Raw genomic sequence first — 17,392 nt, 5'->3', positions numbered from 1 at the left:
TGATTTCTTCCTTACTCGTTGTTCATTTTTCAAGGTGCTGTGCCTCTCGTTTTCGCCGTTTTCCGCGTCGCTCACGAGACAGCTTAGTTATAATACCATTCCCATCCCTTTTTGTCAACACCTTTTTGCATTCTTTTTTCCTTTTTCTCAAACTTCCTTGCGACAGCCCATTCCAAGCCGCTTCGCACGCTTGCTTTTCTTTATCGAATGAGATAGAATAGGTTTTATTAGCCTTACAGCTCTTATATTATAATTGAAGGTGATCCCATATGCCGATTAAGATTCCAGACAGCCTGCCCGCTGCGAAGATTCTCGAGAATGAGAATATCTTTGTAATGACTGAACACCGGGCACTGCATCAGGATATTCGCCCGCTGAAAATTGTGATTCTGAATCTCATGCCAAAAAAAATTGAAACAGAGACACAGCTCCTGCGTCTGCTCGGTAACTCCCCTATTCAGGTCGACATCGAGTTGCTGCAAACCAAGTCTTATACTCCCAAGAATACATCTTCCGAGCATCTTTTTAAATTTTACAAAACGTTTGATGATATCGAAAACGAACGTTTTGACGGCATGATTATTACCGGAGCCCCTGTCGAGCAGATGGCTTTTGAAGAGGTAGACTACTGGGACGAGCTCTGCGAGATTATGGAGTGGAGCAAAAGCAACGTTTATTCCATGCTGCATATCTGCTGGGGCGCACAGGCGGGGCTTTATTACCATTATGGTGTCAACAAGTATCCTTTGGACGAAAAAATGTTCGGCATTTTCCAGCATCGCCTGCTGTCAGGAAACCATCCCATCACGCGCGGTTTCGACGAACTTTTTTACGCCCCCCATTCCCGGCATACCACCGTTTTGCGCCGTGAAATAGAACGCAACCCCGAACTGGAAATTCTGGCCTCTTCGGACAAGGCCGGTGTCTATATGGTGGGACGCCGCGACGGGCGCCAGTTTTTTATTACAGGACATTCGGAGTATGACCGCGACACGCTTGCAAACGAATATTTCCGAGACTTAAATAAGGGGCTTCCGATCAACATGCCGGAAAACTATTTTCCGGACAACAACTCCGAGCTTACTCCGGCTTACACCTGGCGCAGCCATGCAAACCTCCTGTTCTGCAACTGGCTGAACTATTATGTCTATCAGGCAACGCCTTTTGACTTGGAAAGACTCGATGAAAATCTTCACCCGGCGGCTGAATAAACAGGTTTTATTTTCCAATAATCCTCCTAACAAATGATTTTGTCAGGAGGATTTTTTATGCGCAGACTAGATCTGGCAATGGTGATCGGGCTGGCGGTGTCAGTTCTGATGTCAAACATTGCGGCTTTTGGGCAAGAGTGTGATCTCGTGCGCTCCAACGTAGTGCGCCTACATATTATGGCAAATTCCAACAGCATAGCCGATCAAAAGATCAAGCTTCAGGTACGCGACAGGATTCTTGCGGATGTCGGCAGCGTCTTTGAGGAGCCGCAAAGCCAGCAGGACGCCAAAAAAGTGGCTGAACAGGCGCTGCCGGCCATCCGTGAAGCGGCGGAAAAAGAGCTGCGGAAAAACGAAGTGGATGCGACTGTAAAAGCGGAACTGACCCGGATGTATTTTACCACACGGGAATACGGGGACATTTCCCTGCCGGCAGGAATCTATGACGCCGTTCGCGTCACAATCGGCAGCGGAGAAGGCAAGAATTGGTGGTGCGTTGTTTATCCGCCTATCTGTGTTGCTCCCGCTATGGCGCCTCAGAGCGTAGCCCTTGATGAGATCGAACATCTGAACAACGAACCGCTTTTTAAACCGAAACTCGCAATTGTGGAGCTGTTTGAGCAGATCAAAGAAAAAAGCCTGCCAAAACGGCAGGCCACTGTGAAAGCATCATAGCTGAATCTGAAAAATCCTTGCAAAATTCTGATAGAGGATCTGATCATTTTCCGTGTCGGAAAGCCCGAGCGCCAGGAACCGGTCAAGCTCCTCCCGATGATCCCACATCGGGAAGTCGGTGCCGAACATGAACCGGTCGACGCCGAAATGGTATAAAAGACCTACCGCCTGGTCACGGGTCAGCGCAAACAGACTGCTGGACGTGTCAAAATAGACGTTGGGGAGCAGCAGATGCCTTGCCCCCTCCGACCAGCTGTTATAGCCGCCGAAATGGGCGGCTATGCAGGTAAGCCCCGGCAGTTTCACCGCTACTTCATGCAGCCTTCTCGGCGCGGAAAAATCCATCCGTTTGTCGCCGGTATGAAACAGGATCGGCAGCCCGGCTTTTTCGATTGCCCGATACATGGGCATCACATCCGGATCATCAATATTGAACCGCTGAAAATCCGGATGCAGTTTCACGCCATGGAGCCCGAGCGCAACGATGCGCCCGACTTCTTCTTCTATATTCCGGTAATCGGGGTGCATGGTCCCGAAGCCGAAAAATTCCGGATGTATCCTGCATTCTTCTGCAACAAAGGTGTTGATTGCCTCGACCTGTTCGGGCTTTGTGGCCGTTGAGGAAACCAGATATCTCGATACGCCGATTTTTTGGCCGCTCTCCAGCAGCAGATGAGACGTTCCCGTATGCAGCATTTTGATGTCATAAAAGCTGCCGATGGACTGCGTCGCTTTTTCGGCGATTTTCTGGGGGAAGATATGCGCGTGGGCGTCGGCGATCATCCGTTTGCGCCCGTTAATCTCTGTCATTGGAATGCCTCCTCTCCTGTGAATCATCGAAAAGCAGCCATCCGCGTTTCGCGGATGGCTGTTCTGCTTTTATCAGCTTATTTCGAAACAAGCTCTTTGGTATCGCGTGCAATGAGCAGTTCCTCATTGGTCGGAAGAATCCAGACCTCGGTCTTGCTGCCGGGCGCGGAGATTTTATGTTCCTCGCCGCTGAACTCGCTGTTGGCCTGTTCGTCCAGCTTGACGCCGAGGAATTCCATATCCTTGCAGACCGCGGAACGCAGGGCCTTGTCATTTTCGCCGATTCCGCCTGTGAAGATGATCGCATCCACGCCGCCCATCGCCGCCGCATAGCCGCCGATGAACTTTTTAATCTGGTAGCAGAGCATTTCAAGCGTCAGCTGAGCGCGGTGGTTTCCGGCCTTGGCGGCGGCGGTAACATCGCGGCAGTCGCTGGACACGCCGGAAACACCCAGGAAACCGGACTTTTTATTCAGCATGTCCGACATCTGGTCGGGGGTCATCTGTTCTTTATTGGCAAGATAGGTCACGACAGAAGGGTCGATACCGCCGCTTCTGGTTCCCATGATGAAGCCGTCCAACGGAGTGAAGCCCATGCTGGTGTCAAAGCATGCTCCGTCCTTCACGGCAGAAATCGAACTGCCGTTGCCGAGATGGCAGGTGATCAGCTTGCTGCCTTCCTTCTTGATGTCGGAAACCTGAAAGAAGCGGGCGCTGACATAACGGTGGCTGGTTCCATGGAAACCATAGCGGCGGATATGATATTTTTCATAATATTCATAAGGAATTGCAAACATGTAGGCCTTCTCGGGCATGGTCTGGTGAAACGAGGTATCAAAGATCGCAACCATGGGGACGTCTTTGCCGAACACATCCTGGCAGGCTTTCATCGCTATGGCCTGGGGCGGGTTGTGCAGGGGGCCGAGCTCCGAGAATGAAAGGATGTCGTCAATCACCGTATCGGTGATCAGCGTTGAGGTTTTATATTTCTCACTGCCATGCAGAACACGGTGTCCAACGGCAGAAATCTCTTTCACATCATCTATGACTTTTCCCTCTCCGGAAGTGAGTGTCTTCACCAGTTCCATAAACGCTTCCTTATGGGTGGGGAAATCGGTCTCATAGGAAACGGTGCGGCCGTCGGCGGTCTTGTGGCTGATTTTCCCGCCTACCCCGATGCGCTCACAGTTGCCTTTTGCCAGGACGCCTTCGTCCTCCATGTCAATCAGCTGATATTTCAGCGACGAGCTTCCTGCATTGATAACCAGTACCTTCATGAATTCTAGCTCCTTTTATATTGGTTTGTACATGCCTGTTTGCCATATTGCGTCTTGACACATTTGCATACGTTTATATATTATTACACTATAGGACAAAATTCAAGGGCGATAGAGAAATTTCGTCAAAACAGGGAGATAGCCATGGAGAAAAAGATCGTTGCAGGAATTGTTGCAGAATATAATCCGTTCCACAACGGGCATGCACATCAGATTGAAGCAACCCGGGCGGCAGGCGCTACCCATATTGTGGCTGTTATGAGCGGCAACTTCACGCAGCGGGGCGGCCCGGCCTGCGCACCGAAGTTTGTCCGCGCCAATGCCGCTGTCGCCTGCGGGGCAGATCTGATTCTGGAACTTCCGCTTCCTTACGCGATGGCGACGGCAGAGCGGTTTGCCTACGGCGCGCTGTCCGTACTGGGCAGGCTCGGCTGTGTGGATGTCCTCTCCTTCGGAAGCGAATGCGGAGACGTGGATCTTTTGGTGAAAGCGGCGGAAGCCGTCCTCTCTTCTTATTGCAGCGAATATACGAAAACGCTCCTCACGGAAGGCGTCACCTACGCCCGCGCGCGTCAAAAAGCAGTGGAAACCCTTTACGGGGCGGAAGTGGCCGAAGTGCTGTCCTCCCCCAACAATACGCTGGCGGTGGAATACCTGCGCCAGATCATTCTGCAAAATCTGAAAATCACCCCGTTCACCGTAAGGCGCGAAGGCGCGGAGCACGACAGCAGATCGCCCTGCGGCAGGATCGCCTCCGCCTCCCATCTGCGCAACCTCCTGGATTTAGAATCGGTGGAAAGCCTGGAACCGTTTGTGCCGTCAGCAGCGATGGCGGTCTACCGTTCCGCGGCGCAGGCCGGACTGATGCCGTTCACATCCCACAGTCTGCATACCTCGCTGCTCTCCTCATTGCGCATGATGGACGAAGCGGATTTCGCAAGCCTGCCCGACCTGTCAGAAGGTTTGGAACACCGCATCTATGACGCCGTCCGTTCCTCTGTTTCCGTGGACGCGCTGCTCGCGGCGGTAAAAACAAAACGATATACGCTCTCGCGTATCCGGCGGCTTATCTGGAATGCCTACCTGCGCACACCCGCCCGATTGATACAGGTGCCCCCGCCCTATGCCCGGGTTCTCTCCTTCAACCGCCGGGGGATGGAGCTGCTGTCGGATATCGGCGCTTCCGGGGCGATTCCCGTTTCCCATTCGCTCGCCAAACTGGAACAGCTCGGCGGAGCATGCGAGGAGTTTGCCCGGTTTGAGGCCAAATCTTCCGATCTGTACGTGCTGGGCCTGCCGGTTGTGCAGCCCTGCGGAAGCGACTACCGGCAAAAGATTACCGTTCGTTAAATTGTAAACTTATTGCATAAAAATTATTTAACTATATTGATTATTTTGGTGTAATATGCTATTATTTGATCAGGAGGAATGTCTCACAGCCTGTGATGCAAAGAACGGAGGTATTCATATGGCAGGTAATTCTATCACCATCGCGTCGCCCTTGAATCCGGTGCTGTCCATTACCGCGATTCCCGGGCACTTTGTAACCAGCCACTCCCACATCAACTATTACATTGATATCACCGAAATGAAGCACAGCCATATGCTGGCGCGGGAGGCCGGCATTACCCTGGCGGACAATTTCGCCTATGAGAAGGTCGTGGACACCGTTGTCTGCATGGATGGCAGTGAAATCATCGGGGCGTTCCTCGCACAGAAACTATCCAAAAACGACATGATTTCCATGAACAGCCGGAAAAATATTTTTGTCATCACACCTGAATTCAATACCAACGGGCAGATGATCTTCCGGGACAATCTGGAACCCATGATCCGCGGCAAAAAAGTGCTGCTGCTGATCGCGTCGGTTACAACCGGCAAGACCATCCACCGCGTGCTTGAATGCATCCAATATTACAGAGGGGAAGTGCAGGGCATCGCGGCTGTTTTCAGCGCGAAGGAAGAGCAGGAAGGCATCCGGATTCACCGGCTTTTTTCCTGGCAGGATATTCCTGACTACGAAACCCATTCCTACCGCGACTGCCCGCAGTGCCGTCAGGGAATTCCCATTGACGCGTTAGCCAACAGTTTTGGATTTTCCCGGATTTAAATCATCATAACAACATGCCCGCGGCTTTTGCCGCGGGCATTTCTTTTCATCAAATCTCTATGATATTAACCAGTTCCACATCATCAATTGTTTTCTTCATCAGAAGGACATTCGCAAGCGCGTTCGCCGTATCCAGCGATGTCAGGCACGGGATGGAAAGCTCCACCGCTTTGCGGCGCATCTGTACCGAATGGCGGATCGGCAGTCTGCCTTTGGCGGAGGTGGAAATAATATAGTCCAGTTTTCCGCTTTCCACCAGATCCATCAGGTGCGGATGATCTTTATCCATCTTGCGCACCATATTGGCCGCAATCATGTGGCGGTTGAGCAGTGACGCGCACCCGGGCGTCGCGTAAATCGTAAAGCCCAGCTTTTCAAACTTCTCCGCGACATCCAGCATCTCCATCTGGTCGGAATCCTTGACGGTGATTAAAACGTTGCCGCCTTCCTTCCGGTTGAGCTTATAGCCCGCCGCGGTCAGGCCCTTGAGCAGGGCTTCCCCGAAGGTTTTGGCAATCCCAAGCACTTCGCCGGTGGATTTCATTTCGGGCCCAAGCGCGGTATCGACATCATGCAGCTTTTCAAAGCTGAACACCGGCACCTTGACCGCGACGTAATCGCCCTCCGGGTACAGCCCGGAACCGTAGCCCATGTCGCAGAGCTTATGGCCCAGCATCAGCTTGGTTGCGATATCCACCATCGGCACGCCGGTGACCTTGCTGATGTAGGGAACCGTACGGGAGGAACGAGGGTTGACTTCGATCACATAGACCTGATCGTTATACACCACATACTGGATATTTACCAGCCCGACTACTTTCAGCGCACGGGAAAGGCGTCCGGTATAGTCGATCAAAGTCGCCTTGATGCGCTGGGAAAGGGTCTGCGCGGGATAAACGGAGATGGAGTCTCCGGAATGGACACCGGCGCGCTCGATATGCTCCATGATGCCGGGAATCAGATAATCCTGCCCGTCGCAGATTGCGTCGACCTCAATTTCCTTGCCCATCATATATTTATCAATCAGCACGGGATTTTCAATGTTATGGGTCAGGATAATGCCCATATATTCGGTTACATCCGCATCGGAATACGCTATAATCATGTTCTGCCCGCCCAGCACATAAGAGGGGCGCAGCAGCACCGGATAGCCCAGCCGATTGGCGGCTGCAACCGCTTCTTCGCTGTTCATGACCGTATGCCCGGCGGGGCGGGGAATTCCGCATTTTTCGAGAACCTGATCGAACCGTTCCCGGTCTTCGGCAGCGTCGACGCTGTCGGCGCAGGTTCCAAGAATCCGCACACCCTTTTCCTGCAGGTGCCGTGTCAGCTTGATGGCGGTCTGACCGCCGAACTGCACCACAACGCCCCACGGCTTTTCCGTTTCCAGAATGCTGTCCACGTCTTCGGGCGTCAGCGGGTCGAAATAGAGCCGGTCGGAGGTATCAAAGTCGGTGGAGACGGTTTCCGGGTTGTTGTTCGCGATGATCGCTTCATAGCCCTCTTCCTTCAGCGCCCAGACGCAATGCACCGAACAGTAGTCAAATTCGATGCCCTGCCCGATCCGGATGGGACCGGAACCGATGACCATGACCTTCTTCTTTCCGGTGGGGTGGCTCTTTAAAAATTCTTCCGCTTCGTTTTCCTCGTCGAAGGTAGAGTAAAAATAGGGCGTTTCCGCGGCGAATTCAGCGGCGCAGGTATCCACCATCTTAAAGGAGGCGTATTTTTTCAGCTGTGCATCCACCTTGCAGCCGGAAAGCCGCTCGATGGTCTTGTCGAGGAATCCGTACTGCTTCGCGAGCAGGTACTTTTTCCGATCCAACTTACCGTCGGACAGATAGACCTCCAGTTCTGCCAGATTCCTGAGCTTACCGGTAAACCAGCGGTCAATTTTTGTGATTTCAAAAATCGTATCTGTCGATACGCCGCGTTTGAGCGCTTCAAATACCACAAAGATGCGCTCGTCGTCACAGTTGTGGAGCAATTCCAGAATTTCATCGTCCGTTTTGTCCTTGAGCTTTTGATAGTCGAGCGTATCCAGCCCCAGTTCAATCGACCGGACCGCTTTCATCATGGCCTGTTCAAAAGAAGTCCCGATTGCCATGATTTCGCCGGTCGCCTTCATCTGGGTGCCAAGCGTACGCTTTCCGTATACGAACTTGTCAAACGGCCACTTGGGGAATTTGACCACAATGTAGTCCAGCGCCGGTTCAAAGCAGGCATAGGTCTTGCCGGTAACGGCATTTTTGATTTCATCCAGCGTATAGCCGATCGCGATTTTCGCCGCGACCTTCGCAATCGGGTAGCCGGTCGCCTTGGAAGCCAGCGCGGAGGAGCGTGAGACACGCGGGTTGACTTCGATCACCGCGTATTCGAAGCTGTCCGGCTTCAAGGCGAGCTGGCAGTTGCAGCCCCCTTCCACGCCAAGGCTCTGCACAATATTGATCGAAGCGGTGCGCAGCATCTGGTATTCTTTATCCGCCAGCGTCACGGCAGGCGCGACAACGATGCTGTCTCCCGTATGGACGCCCACCGGGTCAAGGTTTTCCATCGAACAGACGGTAATGATATTGCCCTTGCTGTCGCGGATAACTTCGAATTCAATCTCTTTCCAGCCGGAGATACATTTTTCAATCAGCACCTGCGTAATCGGTGAAAGGCGCAGGCCGTTGCGGGCAATTTCCCGCAGTTCATGTTCGTCCTGCGCGATGCCGCCGCCGCTGCCGCCCAGTGTAAAGGCCGGGCGCACAATAACCGGATAGGAAATCTCCGCCGCGAATGCCGCGGCGCCCTCCACCGTCTCCACGACCTTGGATGGGATGCACGGCTGCCCGATCGACTGCATGGTATCCTTAAAAATCTGCCGGTCCTCCGCCTTGTCGATGGTTTCGGGGTTCGCGCCCAGCAGCCTGACATTTTGCTTCTCCAGAAATCCTTCCTTCGCCAGCTGCATGGAGAGGGTCAGGCCGGTCTGCCCGCCCAGCGTGGAAAGCACGCTGTCCGGTTTTTCTTTCAGGATAACGCGTTTCACGACATCCAGTGTCAGCGGCTCGATATAAATTTTATCCGCCATTGCCTTATCTGTCATAATCGTGGCGGGATTGGAGTTGATCAGGACGACCTCCAGCCCCTCTTCGCGCAGCGCACGGCATGCCTGCGTCCCGGCATAATCAAATTCGGCGGCCTGCCCGATGACAATCGGGCCGGAACCGATTACGAGCACTTTTTTAATATCCCTGCGCAGCGGCATGTCAGTTCGCCTCCTTTTTTGATTTCATCAGTTCCACAAACCGGTCGAACAGGAACCCGGTGTCCTGCGGGCCCGAGCATGCCTCCGGGTGGAACTGGACAGTGAAAATGTTCCCGCCTGCATAAGCAACGCCCTCACAGCTTTTATCATTCGCGTTGATATGGCTGACATGCCCCGCTTCCTCCGGCAGGGTATCCCCCAGAACCTCGTAGCCGTGGTTCTGGCTGGTGACATAAGTACGTCCGGTCTCAAGATCGACCACCGGCTGATTGCCGCCACGGTGGCCGTATTTCAATTTGGCGGTTTTCGCACCCTGTGACAGGGCCATCAGCTGATGACCCAGGCAGATACCAAACACAGGCAGCCCCAAACCGGCAATCCCGCGAAGGTTGGCAATAATCTCCCTGTCCTCCGAGGGGTCCCCCGGGCCGTTGGAAAGCATGACGCCGTCATATCCGCCCGCCAGAATTTCTTCCGCGGTGGCGGTGCAGGGCAGTACGGTCACATTGCAGCCGCGCTCCAAAAGCGACCTGCGGATGTTGCGCTTATAGCCGTAATCCATCAGCGCAACCTCAAACTGCGGGTTATCGCACGCGTATTTTTTCGCATCCGGAATGGAAACCGAACGGACGGCGTTCTGAATCGTATATGCGCCGAGCAACTCGAGTTTCCCATTAAAATCCGCATAAACGTCGCCGGTTGTAATCATCCCGTTCATCACGCCGTGTTCGCGGATTTTTCTCGTAAGCGCGCGGGTATCTATCCCATAAATGCCCACAATGCCCTGTTCTTTTAAAAACCAGTCCAGATCGTGCTCGCAGCGAAAATTGCTGGGCGCTTCGCACCATTCGCGCACAATATAGCCTTTTACATAGGATTTCGCCGACTCCCCGTCAAAGCTGTTCACGCCATAGTTTCCGACCAGCGGGAACGTCTGGGTGACAATCTGCCCGTAATAGCTGGGGTCGGTCAGCGTCTCCTGATAACCCGTCATATTGGTGGTAAACACCACTTCTCCAACCGAAGTTCCCTGCGCGCCCACAGACAGCCCCTCAAACACGGTTCCGTCCGCCAGCAGCAGGAACGCCTTCTGCCCGTTTTCCAGTATCTGCATAAATACCTCCATCTTTCTGACTACCAAAACGCCGCAAACACTGTGGCATCCTTATGGTATCTCCCGAATGTAAATTGTTCTGACAAAGGATTCCCTAGCCCTGCATAGGGGGAATCGCTGAAAGGATATCGTCCCGCATGCGGATGGCTTCCGCCCTCGCCGCCTGCGCATAGGTATCCCCGGTCCATCCTTCTTTTTTCCACGCGGTCAAAATTGCGCGGGAAGAATTTACAATCGCGCCAAGCCCGTTTTGGTCAAACGCGCCGGCAACGTCCTTTGCCCCGCCTCCCTGCGCGCCGTATCCCGGCACGAGGAAAAATGTGTGGGGCAGCTTTCGCCGCAGCAGCGCAAGCTGTTCGGGGTAGGTTGCGCCCACTACCGCGCCCACCTGTGAGTAGCCATAGCTTCCACGGGACGCTTCTCCCCATTGTTCGCACATGGCTCCCATCACCGTGTAAACGGGCTCGCCTTCGATCAGTCTGTCCTGAAGCTCCCCGGAGGACGGATTCGAAGTTTTTGCAAGCACGAAGATCGCCTTGTCTTCCTGCCCGCTGATCAGGTCGAGCAGCGGCCGGATACCGTCGGAGCCCAGATAGCCGTTGACCGTCAGCGCATCCGCGCCGAACGGGGCGCAGCGAACCCCCTCAATGTCCGTTTCGCCTAAGTGGGCGGCGGCATATGCCTGCATGGTCGAACCGATATCGTTGCGCTTGCCGTCTGTGATTACATACATTCCCTTTTTGCGCGCATACGCGATGGTTTCGGCAAGACACTTCATCCCCTGCCACCCCAGCAGCTCATAGTAGGCGCACTGCGGTTTGACCGCCGGTACGATGTCGCAGACTGCGTCGATCATTGCCTGATTGAATTCCAGATAGGCGGCCGCGGCCCCCTCAAGCGTTTTTCCGTAAACGGAAAACGCTTTCTCCTTCACCTGTGTGGGCAGATACGCCAAGGTGGGGTCGAGGCCCACCACCGTAGGGTTTTTCAGTTCAAGAATTCGCCGTATCAGCTTTTCCATTGCCATTCTCCGTTTCTTCTCGATATTCATAACTCAACACGCCGTTCAGCATCGTATACCGTACCCGTCCAGTGACCTTCGCCTTGTCAAAGCAGGTATTGCGCGCTTTGGAGCGGAATTTTGTTTTATCCACCACCCATTTTTCTTCCGGGTCAAACAGCACCAGATCCGCCGGCACTCCCTTTTTCAGCGTTCCCGCGCGGATTCCGAGAATTTGGGCTGGGGTCCACGACATCAGTTCCATCAGGCGGGACAGCGTAATGATGCCGGTGTGCACCAAATGCGTCAGCGATACCGCCAGCGAGGTTTCCAGCCCGATCACGCCGTTCGGCGCGGTTTCAAACTCCGCCTTCTCGTAGGGTGTATGCGGGGCATGGTCGGTCGCGATGCAGTCAATCGTCCCATCGGCAATCGCGTCCAGAATCGCTTTGCGGTCGCTTTCCTCCCGCAGCGGCGGATTCATCCGATAGTTTGCGCTTATTTTGAGCAGCATTTCATGGTTCAGCGCAAAATAGTGCGGCGCCGTTTCACAGGTCACATTCACGCCCCGCCGCTTCGCGTCCCGGATGAGTTCCACCGAACCTTTTGTGGAGACGTGCGCAATGTGCACATGGGTATTCGAAGCCGCCGCCAGCGCCACTGTCGCGGCGGTCGCGCAGTCCTCCGACGCCCGGTCTATCCCGGGAACCTTTAAGCGGCCGCTGATTTCACCCTTATGCATGATTCCCCCGTTTACAATATCCAAATCCTCCGCGTGGCAGATGACCACAAGGTGTTCGTGGCCCGCGGTACGCAGGGCCTCCAGCATCAGCCGGTTATTCGTCACCGGCCGCCCGTCGTCCGAAACTCCGACCGCTCCGGCTTCATGCAGGGAGGCAAAATCAGTCAGTTCCCCGCTTTTCAGTCCCTTTGTAATCGCGGCGACAGGATAGACTTTTGCAGGTGCTGTTTCTGAGCGCCCGATGATATATTTCACCACATCGGTTTTATCGCAGACCGGGTTGGAATTCGGCATTGAGGCAATCGAGGTAAACCCTCCGGCGGCAGCGGCGGCGCAGCCGGTCATGATATCCTCCTTTTGGGTAAACCCCGGGTCCCGCAGGTGAACATGCATATCCACCAGACCCGGCGCAAGACAAAGTCCTGCGGCATCCATAACCGGGCCGTCATAATCTGCGGGAACGATGCCGACAGCGGCAATCAACCCATTTTCGATCAGCACATCGCACACCCTGTCAATTCCTTGTGAGGGGTCGATTACATGGGAATTTTTAATCAGAAGTCTGTTCACAGATGATCTTTCCTTTCCGGTTCCGGGCAGAATCCTGTCATTGCGGCACATAAAAATACCTATCCATTAAAATAATGGATAGGCATCCGATGAAAAAAACAGTGTAAGAAAGGAAAGGGAAAAAGGCAGCGGATGATTTATTTTTTTGTTAAAAATCCGATGCACTGTATATTTTCTCTCCCTATTCATTATTATGTGCATAATTATACACTATTATCTGGTTTCTGTCCACATGGCAAAACGATAGTTTTTCTCCCCGCGGAACAAAACGTTTTGTCGTGTCCCACAGTAGTATTACTTTTGCAGGCCCTGGGCGGCATAGCCGTTGGGCGGGGTACTGTACGCAATATTATCCATCAGCTCGCACTGCTGGTTATACAGCTCCAGCGTCTTCGCATTACGGTTGACCGCTCCCGACTTTGAGCTGCGCAAAACCAGAAACACTTCGGGAAGGCCTTCCAGCCCCTTTGCGGTCACAAACGGCTTATCTTTCACCGCGTAAAGGTATTTTCCGGTAACGGCCGGATCGGCCGGATACCGGGTGGAGAGGTCTTCAAACAGCGTCTCGTCCCCCACCATGTCGTAGATATTGCGGTCAAGCAGTAGCAGGCTGGACTCGCTGCTCTTGAGTTCGCTCATAAATTCTCCAAACATTTTGGATGTATTCATATCGGAATCTTCCGCGTTGGCTGCCGGAAATTCAAATATTTTCAGCCGCAGCCCTTCCATGTTCTCCGGTGCATAGCCAGAAAACTGTTCGTTCAGCGCAGTTTTCTGCTCGACCGAAAGATACCCCCGCACCGCGACAACAACCGTGCTTTCGCCCATTTCCTGTCCGGCTGAATAATAATAGCCCAGCCCAAGCATCAAAACCATCAGCAACGCAACTACAAGCATGCCAAACCGGCGCCTGCGCTGAATGCCAATTCCTTTCGTATCTACCTGCTCGATGGGGGGTCCCTCCTTTCAATGGTTACGTGAATAGAAGCTAATCTTTGTTGGGTTTCATCGTCGGGAACATCAAAACGTCGCGGATAGAAATGCTGTTGGTCAGCAGCATCACAAGGCGGTCAACCCCGATGCCAAGGCCGCCTGTTGGAGGCATGCCATATTCCAGCGCGGTCAGGAAATCCTCATCGACATCGGTGGCCTCCTCATCGCCGGCGGCTTTCAGCGCCGCCTGGCGCTCAAAGCGCTCCCGCTGGTCAATCGGGTCATTGAGCTCGCTGAAGGCGTTCGCGTGTTCACGTCCGAGGATAAACAGCTCAAACCGTTCGGTATATTCGGGGTCCTCCGGCTTGCGCTTGGACAGCGGAGAAATCGCGACCGGATGGTCGGTAATAAAAGTCGGCTGGATGAGATGTTCCTCGCAGAATTCTTCAAAGAACAGACTCAGGATGTCCCCGACAAGATGGCGTTCCTCATATTCCACATGATGCTCTTTTGCAGCGGCGCGAGCCTGCTCCAATGTGGTGATTTCACGGAAATCCACCCCGCTGTATTTTTTCACAGCATCCAGCATCGAAAGCCGCTCAAAAGGCTTGTCCAGATTGATTTCCACATCGCCGTACTGGATCAGGCCGGTGCCCAGCACTTCGTGGGCGCAATGCCGGATCAGTTCCTCGGTAATATCCATCATGCCGTGATAATCCGTAAAGGCTTCATAAAGCTCCAGCAGCGTAAACTCCGGATTGTGCCGGGTATCGATTCCCTCGTTGCGGAAGACACGCCCGATCTCATACACCTTGTCAAAACCGCCGACAATGAGGCGTTTTAAATGCAGCTCCAGCGCGATACGCATATACATATCGATATCCAGGGAATTATGATGTGTAATAAACGGGCGCGCATTCGCGCCGCCGGCGATGGTGTGCAGAACCGGCGTTTCCACTTCAATAAATCCGCGGCAGTCCAAAAAGCTGCGGATCGCCGTAATGATGCGCGAACGCTTGATAAAGGTCTCCTTCACCTCGGGGTTTACAATCAGATCCACATACCGCTGACGATAGCGCAGCTCCGTGTCCTTCAGCCCGTGCCATTTTTCCGGCAAAGGCAGCAGGGATTTGGAAAGCAGCACGATTTTTTCCGCTTTTACAGAAATTTCACCTTTCTGTGTACGGAAAACCTCTCCGGTAATTCCGATGATGTCCCCAATATCCCACTTTTTAAAATCTGCGTAAGCCTCTTCCCCCACATGGTCCTGACGGACATAGCTCTGAATTCTTCCCGTAGAGTCGCTTATATCAAGGAAAGAAGCTTTTCCCATTCCGCGCTTGCTCATTATCCGCCCTGCGATGGAAACCTCTTTACCCTCCATCGCGTCAAAAGAATTGACGATCTGTTTGGCATAGGCGGTGCGATGATAGGTTGTAATTTCAAAAGGGTTTTTCCCCTCATTTTTTAATGCGGCCAGTTTGTCGCGTCGTATCTGCAAAACTTCCGACAGTTTTGCCTGCTCTTCTTCCGCAGTCAACTCCACTTCAGGAGCATGCGAATTCTGATCCATAGTTGACACATCCTTAATCTGTAATTCTGCAAACAGATATATTATAACAAAAACGCGGGCTTTTGCAAAGCCCGCGCATGCAGAAAATCGACATTAAATCCCGATTTCCATAATTTTAAGCCTCAGCGTCTCGGCAGGCGCATGAATCTCAACGACATCACCAACTTTATGTCCTAAAAGGCCCTTGCCAACAGGGGACTCGTCAGAAATGCTGTCCAGATCGGAATGAGATTCCACAGAACTTGCAATCACATATTCCATTTCCTCGTCAAATTCCATATCCAGAATCTTGACACGGCATCCCACGGTTACCTTGTCTGTTGAAATTTGGTCTTTTGAAATGATTTTGACTGCTTTCAGCTGATCTTCCAGCTTTTTGATTCTTGCCTCAACGACCGCCTGCTCATTCTTCGCCTCATCATACTCGCTGTTTTCAGAAAGGTCGCCAAAACCACGGGCAACGCGGATCTTTTCAGAAATTTCGCCCCTGGTAACGCTTTTGAGCTCATTGAGCTCTTTTTTGAGTGCTTCATAACCTTCTTGTGTCATCAGCAATTCAGTTGCCATATTAAATTCTCCTTTACAGAGCATTATTAGCCAATATAAAAGATTTGGCCGCCATCTTCGGCAGCCTTTTCACACACCGGCCGCAAGAACTTGCTTACGATATGCTACAATGCTTAGTATTATAGTCAGAGTGCTTTGTTATGTCAAGCAAAAGATTTAAAATTGATGAATTTTTTACAATTTCTGTCATTCACTTCCAAGCTCTTGTCCAGTATATGCAAGCCCTTCCCATGCTATGACAAAACCGGCCGACTGGCAGCCGACCGGTATTTATTTACTTTGATGATGTTTCTTCGGAAGATTCCGATGACTCAGCCTGGCTCGCGTTAAACTGCTTGATTGCGGCGGCTACCACATCAATTGCTTTTTTCAGCTGCGCGTCTGTTTCGGGATCATCGGTAGCATATTGAAGCTGCTCATCGCTCATTTTTACTTCAAAATCGGGCTTTACGCCAACGCCGTCATAGCTTGGGCTTACCGGCGGGTTGTAGCGCGCCGTTGTCAGCTTGATCGCGCTGCCGTCGGTGAGCGGAATAATTGTCTGGGCGGTTCCTTTTCCGGCCGTCTTGGTTCCCACAAGCTTTCCTTTGTCGTAGTCCTTAATCGCCTGCGCAAACAGTTCCGCTTCACCGGAAGTTTTGTCATTCATCATCACCGACATCGGAAGTGCAATCTCCGTAACATCCGAGGTTTCCAGCACGGTTGTGTTGCCATCCTTATCGGTGGAGGAAACGATTGTGCCCTCCGGCAGCAGCTTATCCAGCACCTGGGCCACCGAACGCAGCACGCCGGTACTCACACCGCGCACATCAAAGATCAGTGCCTGCGCGCCTTCATCCATCAGCTTATTGACGCGCTTATTGAACTGATCGGGTGTGGTGTCATTAAACTCTGTGAACTTTACCAGACCGATGTTATTTTCCAGCATAGTCGCATTTACGGACGGCGTTTCCACAAAGCGGCGGGTCATTTCCAGCGTATTTTCTTCCACCCCGCGCCGTACGACAATGTTCATTTTGGTTCCCGGCTCGCCTTTCAGCATCGCCACCGCTTCCGAATAGTTCTCGCTGCTAATGTCCGTATCGTCAATTTTGACAATCAGATCGTCCGGCTGGATGCCTGCAGCCTGTGCGGGCGAATCCGGGTAAACCTCGCCGACCTTAATGTACCCGCTCTCGTCCTTTTGAGGAACGATTCCGATCTGCACTGAGTTTCCGCTGTAATCGGCAAGCAGACGGTCATAGCTGGTTTTATCGTAGTACCTTGCATAAGGGTCCCCGATTCCGGCCAAAAAACCAGCTGCCGTGGCATCTGTCAAGTCATCCGCAACAATGGTGCCGATGTAGCGGTTCTGCACGTAGTTGTCGATTTCGGCAATTTTGCTGTATCTGGACTCCCGGTCTTTGAGATCTCGGACTTTTCTGTTAAAATCCCGCTGGGAATAGATCATCGTCATCGAAACGGTGGCCGCCATAAAAATCAGCATCAGAAAGATTGCGGCGCCCAAAGATATTTTTTTATTCATCTGCCTTCTCCTAACTTTGTGCCTTCCGCCGG

The 17,392-nt window shown here is 52.8% G+C and carries 14 protein-coding genes; 4 read left to right on the top strand and 10 right to left on the bottom strand.

The window, feature by feature from the left end:
- Positions 1–269: 269 nt before the first annotated feature.
- Entirely contained in the window at positions 270–1,211 is a 942-nt protein-coding gene (gene metA / locus C1A10_RS03930) for a homoserine O-acetyltransferase MetA (protein WP_101908980.1), read from the top strand.
- 57 nt (positions 1,212–1,268) lie between these two features.
- On the top strand, positions 1,269–1,886 hold the full coding sequence (spoIIR, locus tag C1A10_RS03925; RefSeq protein ID WP_180950968.1) for a stage II sporulation protein R: 618 nt from the start codon (positions 1,269–1,271) through the stop codon (positions 1,884–1,886).
- On the opposite strand, the gene C1A10_RS03920 is transcribed toward spoIIR, so the two are convergent.
- Together C1A10_RS03920 and C1A10_RS03915 are read right to left on the bottom strand one after the other, a co-directional pair.
- Positions 1,881–2,696, bottom strand: coding sequence for an amidohydrolase family protein (locus C1A10_RS03920; RefSeq protein ID WP_180950967.1), 816 nt, complete (start codon positions 2,694–2,696; stop codon positions 1,881–1,883). The two genes, spoIIR and C1A10_RS03920, sit on opposite strands and share 6 nt — an antisense overlap.
- Before the next feature lie 77 nt (positions 2,697–2,773).
- Entirely contained in the window at positions 2,774–3,973 is a 1,200-nt protein-coding gene (locus tag C1A10_RS03915; protein ID WP_101908978.1) for an acetate/propionate family kinase, read from the bottom strand.
- Between the two features lie 144 nt (positions 3,974–4,117).
- Between C1A10_RS03915 and C1A10_RS03910 the strand changes: the two genes are divergently transcribed.
- Positions 4,118–5,323, top strand: a complete 1,206-nt coding sequence (locus C1A10_RS03910; protein WP_101908977.1) for a tRNA(Met) cytidine acetate ligase — start codon at positions 4,118–4,120, stop codon at positions 5,321–5,323.
- 118 nt (positions 5,324–5,441) lie between these two features.
- The gene (locus C1A10_RS03905; RefSeq protein WP_101908976.1) at positions 5,442–6,083 is read left to right on the top strand and encodes a type I phosphoribosyltransferase; all 642 of its coding nucleotides are present in this window, start codon (positions 5,442–5,444) and stop codon (positions 6,081–6,083) included.
- Positions 6,084–6,132: 49 nt separating this feature from the next.
- Here C1A10_RS03905 and carB read toward each other — a convergent pair whose 3' ends face one another.
- The 8 genes from carB to C1A10_RS03865 form a co-directional block, all read right to left on the bottom strand.
- On the bottom strand, positions 6,133–9,336 hold the full coding sequence (carB, locus tag C1A10_RS03900) for a carbamoyl-phosphate synthase large subunit (protein WP_101908975.1): 3,204 nt from the start codon (positions 9,334–9,336) through the stop codon (positions 6,133–6,135).
- Between the two features lies 1 nt (position 9,337).
- Entirely contained in the window at positions 9,338–10,450 is a 1,113-nt protein-coding gene (locus tag C1A10_RS03895) for a carbamoyl phosphate synthase small subunit (RefSeq protein WP_101908974.1), read from the bottom strand.
- A 94-nt stretch (positions 10,451–10,544) separates the two neighbouring features.
- A complete protein-coding gene (pyrF, locus tag C1A10_RS03890) occupies positions 10,545–11,477 on the bottom strand; it encodes an orotidine-5'-phosphate decarboxylase (RefSeq protein ID WP_101908973.1) in 933 nt (310 codons plus the stop codon).
- Entirely contained in the window at positions 11,443–12,762 is a 1,320-nt protein-coding gene (locus C1A10_RS03885; RefSeq protein ID WP_242968823.1) for a dihydroorotase, read from the bottom strand. Before C1A10_RS03885 ends, pyrF begins: the two co-directional genes overlap by 35 nt.
- 294 nt (positions 12,763–13,056) lie before the next feature.
- Complete coding sequence (locus C1A10_RS03880) at positions 13,057–13,659, bottom strand: hypothetical protein (protein ID WP_101908971.1); 603 nt, start codon at positions 13,657–13,659, stop codon at positions 13,057–13,059.
- A gap of 91 nt (positions 13,660–13,750) precedes the next feature.
- On the bottom strand, positions 13,751–15,268 hold the full coding sequence (gene lysS, locus C1A10_RS03875) for a lysine--tRNA ligase (protein WP_101908970.1): 1,518 nt from the start codon (positions 15,266–15,268) through the stop codon (positions 13,751–13,753).
- A gap of 93 nt (positions 15,269–15,361) precedes the next feature.
- The gene (gene greA / locus C1A10_RS03870) at positions 15,362–15,835 is read right to left on the bottom strand and encodes a transcription elongation factor GreA (RefSeq protein WP_101908969.1); all 474 of its coding nucleotides are present in this window, start codon (positions 15,833–15,835) and stop codon (positions 15,362–15,364) included.
- 274 nt (positions 15,836–16,109) lie between these two features.
- Positions 16,110–17,360: a S41 family peptidase gene (locus tag C1A10_RS03865; protein WP_101908968.1), complete on the bottom strand. Its 1,251-nt coding sequence runs from the start codon at positions 17,358–17,360 to the stop codon at positions 16,110–16,112.
- Between the last annotated feature and the right edge of the window lie 32 nt (positions 17,361–17,392).

It is taken from the genome of Marasmitruncus massiliensis (assembly GCF_900186535.1).
In the GTDB taxonomy this organism is placed as follows: Bacteria; Bacillota; Clostridia; order Oscillospirales; family Ruminococcaceae; genus Anaerotruncus; species Anaerotruncus massiliensis_A.
The sequence above is the reverse complement of the archived record's forward strand: the minus strand, read 5'-3'. Positions and strand labels throughout refer to the sequence as shown.

Excerpts from the sequence above, each read along its gene's own strand:
- lysS (WP_101908970.1), bottom strand. The coding sequence starts at position 15,268 with ATGGATCAGAATTCGCATGCTCCTGAAGTGGAGTTGACTGCGGAAGAA.
- metA (WP_101908980.1), top strand. The coding sequence starts at position 270 with ATGCCGATTAAGATTCCAGACAGCCTGCCCGCTGCGAAGATTCTCGAG.
- greA (WP_101908969.1), bottom strand. The coding sequence starts at position 15,835 with ATGGCAACTGAATTGCTGATGACACAAGAAGGTTATGAAGCACTCAAA.
- spoIIR (WP_180950968.1), top strand. The coding sequence starts at position 1,269 with ATGCGCAGACTAGATCTGGCAATGGTGATCGGGCTGGCGGTGTCAGTT.
- carB (WP_101908975.1), bottom strand. The coding sequence starts at position 9,336 with ATGCCGCTGCGCAGGGATATTAAAAAAGTGCTCGTAATCGGTTCCGGC.
- C1A10_RS03865 (WP_101908968.1), bottom strand. The coding sequence starts at position 17,360 with ATGAATAAAAAAATATCTTTGGGCGCCGCAATCTTTCTGATGCTGATT.
- C1A10_RS03920 (WP_180950967.1), bottom strand. The coding sequence starts at position 2,696 with ATGACAGAGATTAACGGGCGCAAACGGATGATCGCCGACGCCCACGCG.
- C1A10_RS03915 (WP_101908978.1), bottom strand. The coding sequence starts at position 3,973 with ATGAAGGTACTGGTTATCAATGCAGGAAGCTCGTCGCTGAAATATCAG.
- C1A10_RS03905 (WP_101908976.1), top strand. The coding sequence starts at position 5,442 with ATGGCAGGTAATTCTATCACCATCGCGTCGCCCTTGAATCCGGTGCTG.
- pyrF (WP_101908973.1), bottom strand. The coding sequence starts at position 11,477 with ATGGCAATGGAAAAGCTGATACGGCGAATTCTTGAACTGAAAAACCCT.
- C1A10_RS03880 (WP_101908971.1), bottom strand. The coding sequence starts at position 13,659 with ATGCTTGTAGTTGCGTTGCTGATGGTTTTGATGCTTGGGCTGGGCTAT.
- C1A10_RS03895 (WP_101908974.1), bottom strand. The coding sequence starts at position 10,450 with ATGCAGATACTGGAAAACGGGCAGAAGGCGTTCCTGCTGCTGGCGGAC.
- C1A10_RS03910 (WP_101908977.1), top strand. The coding sequence starts at position 4,118 with ATGGAGAAAAAGATCGTTGCAGGAATTGTTGCAGAATATAATCCGTTC.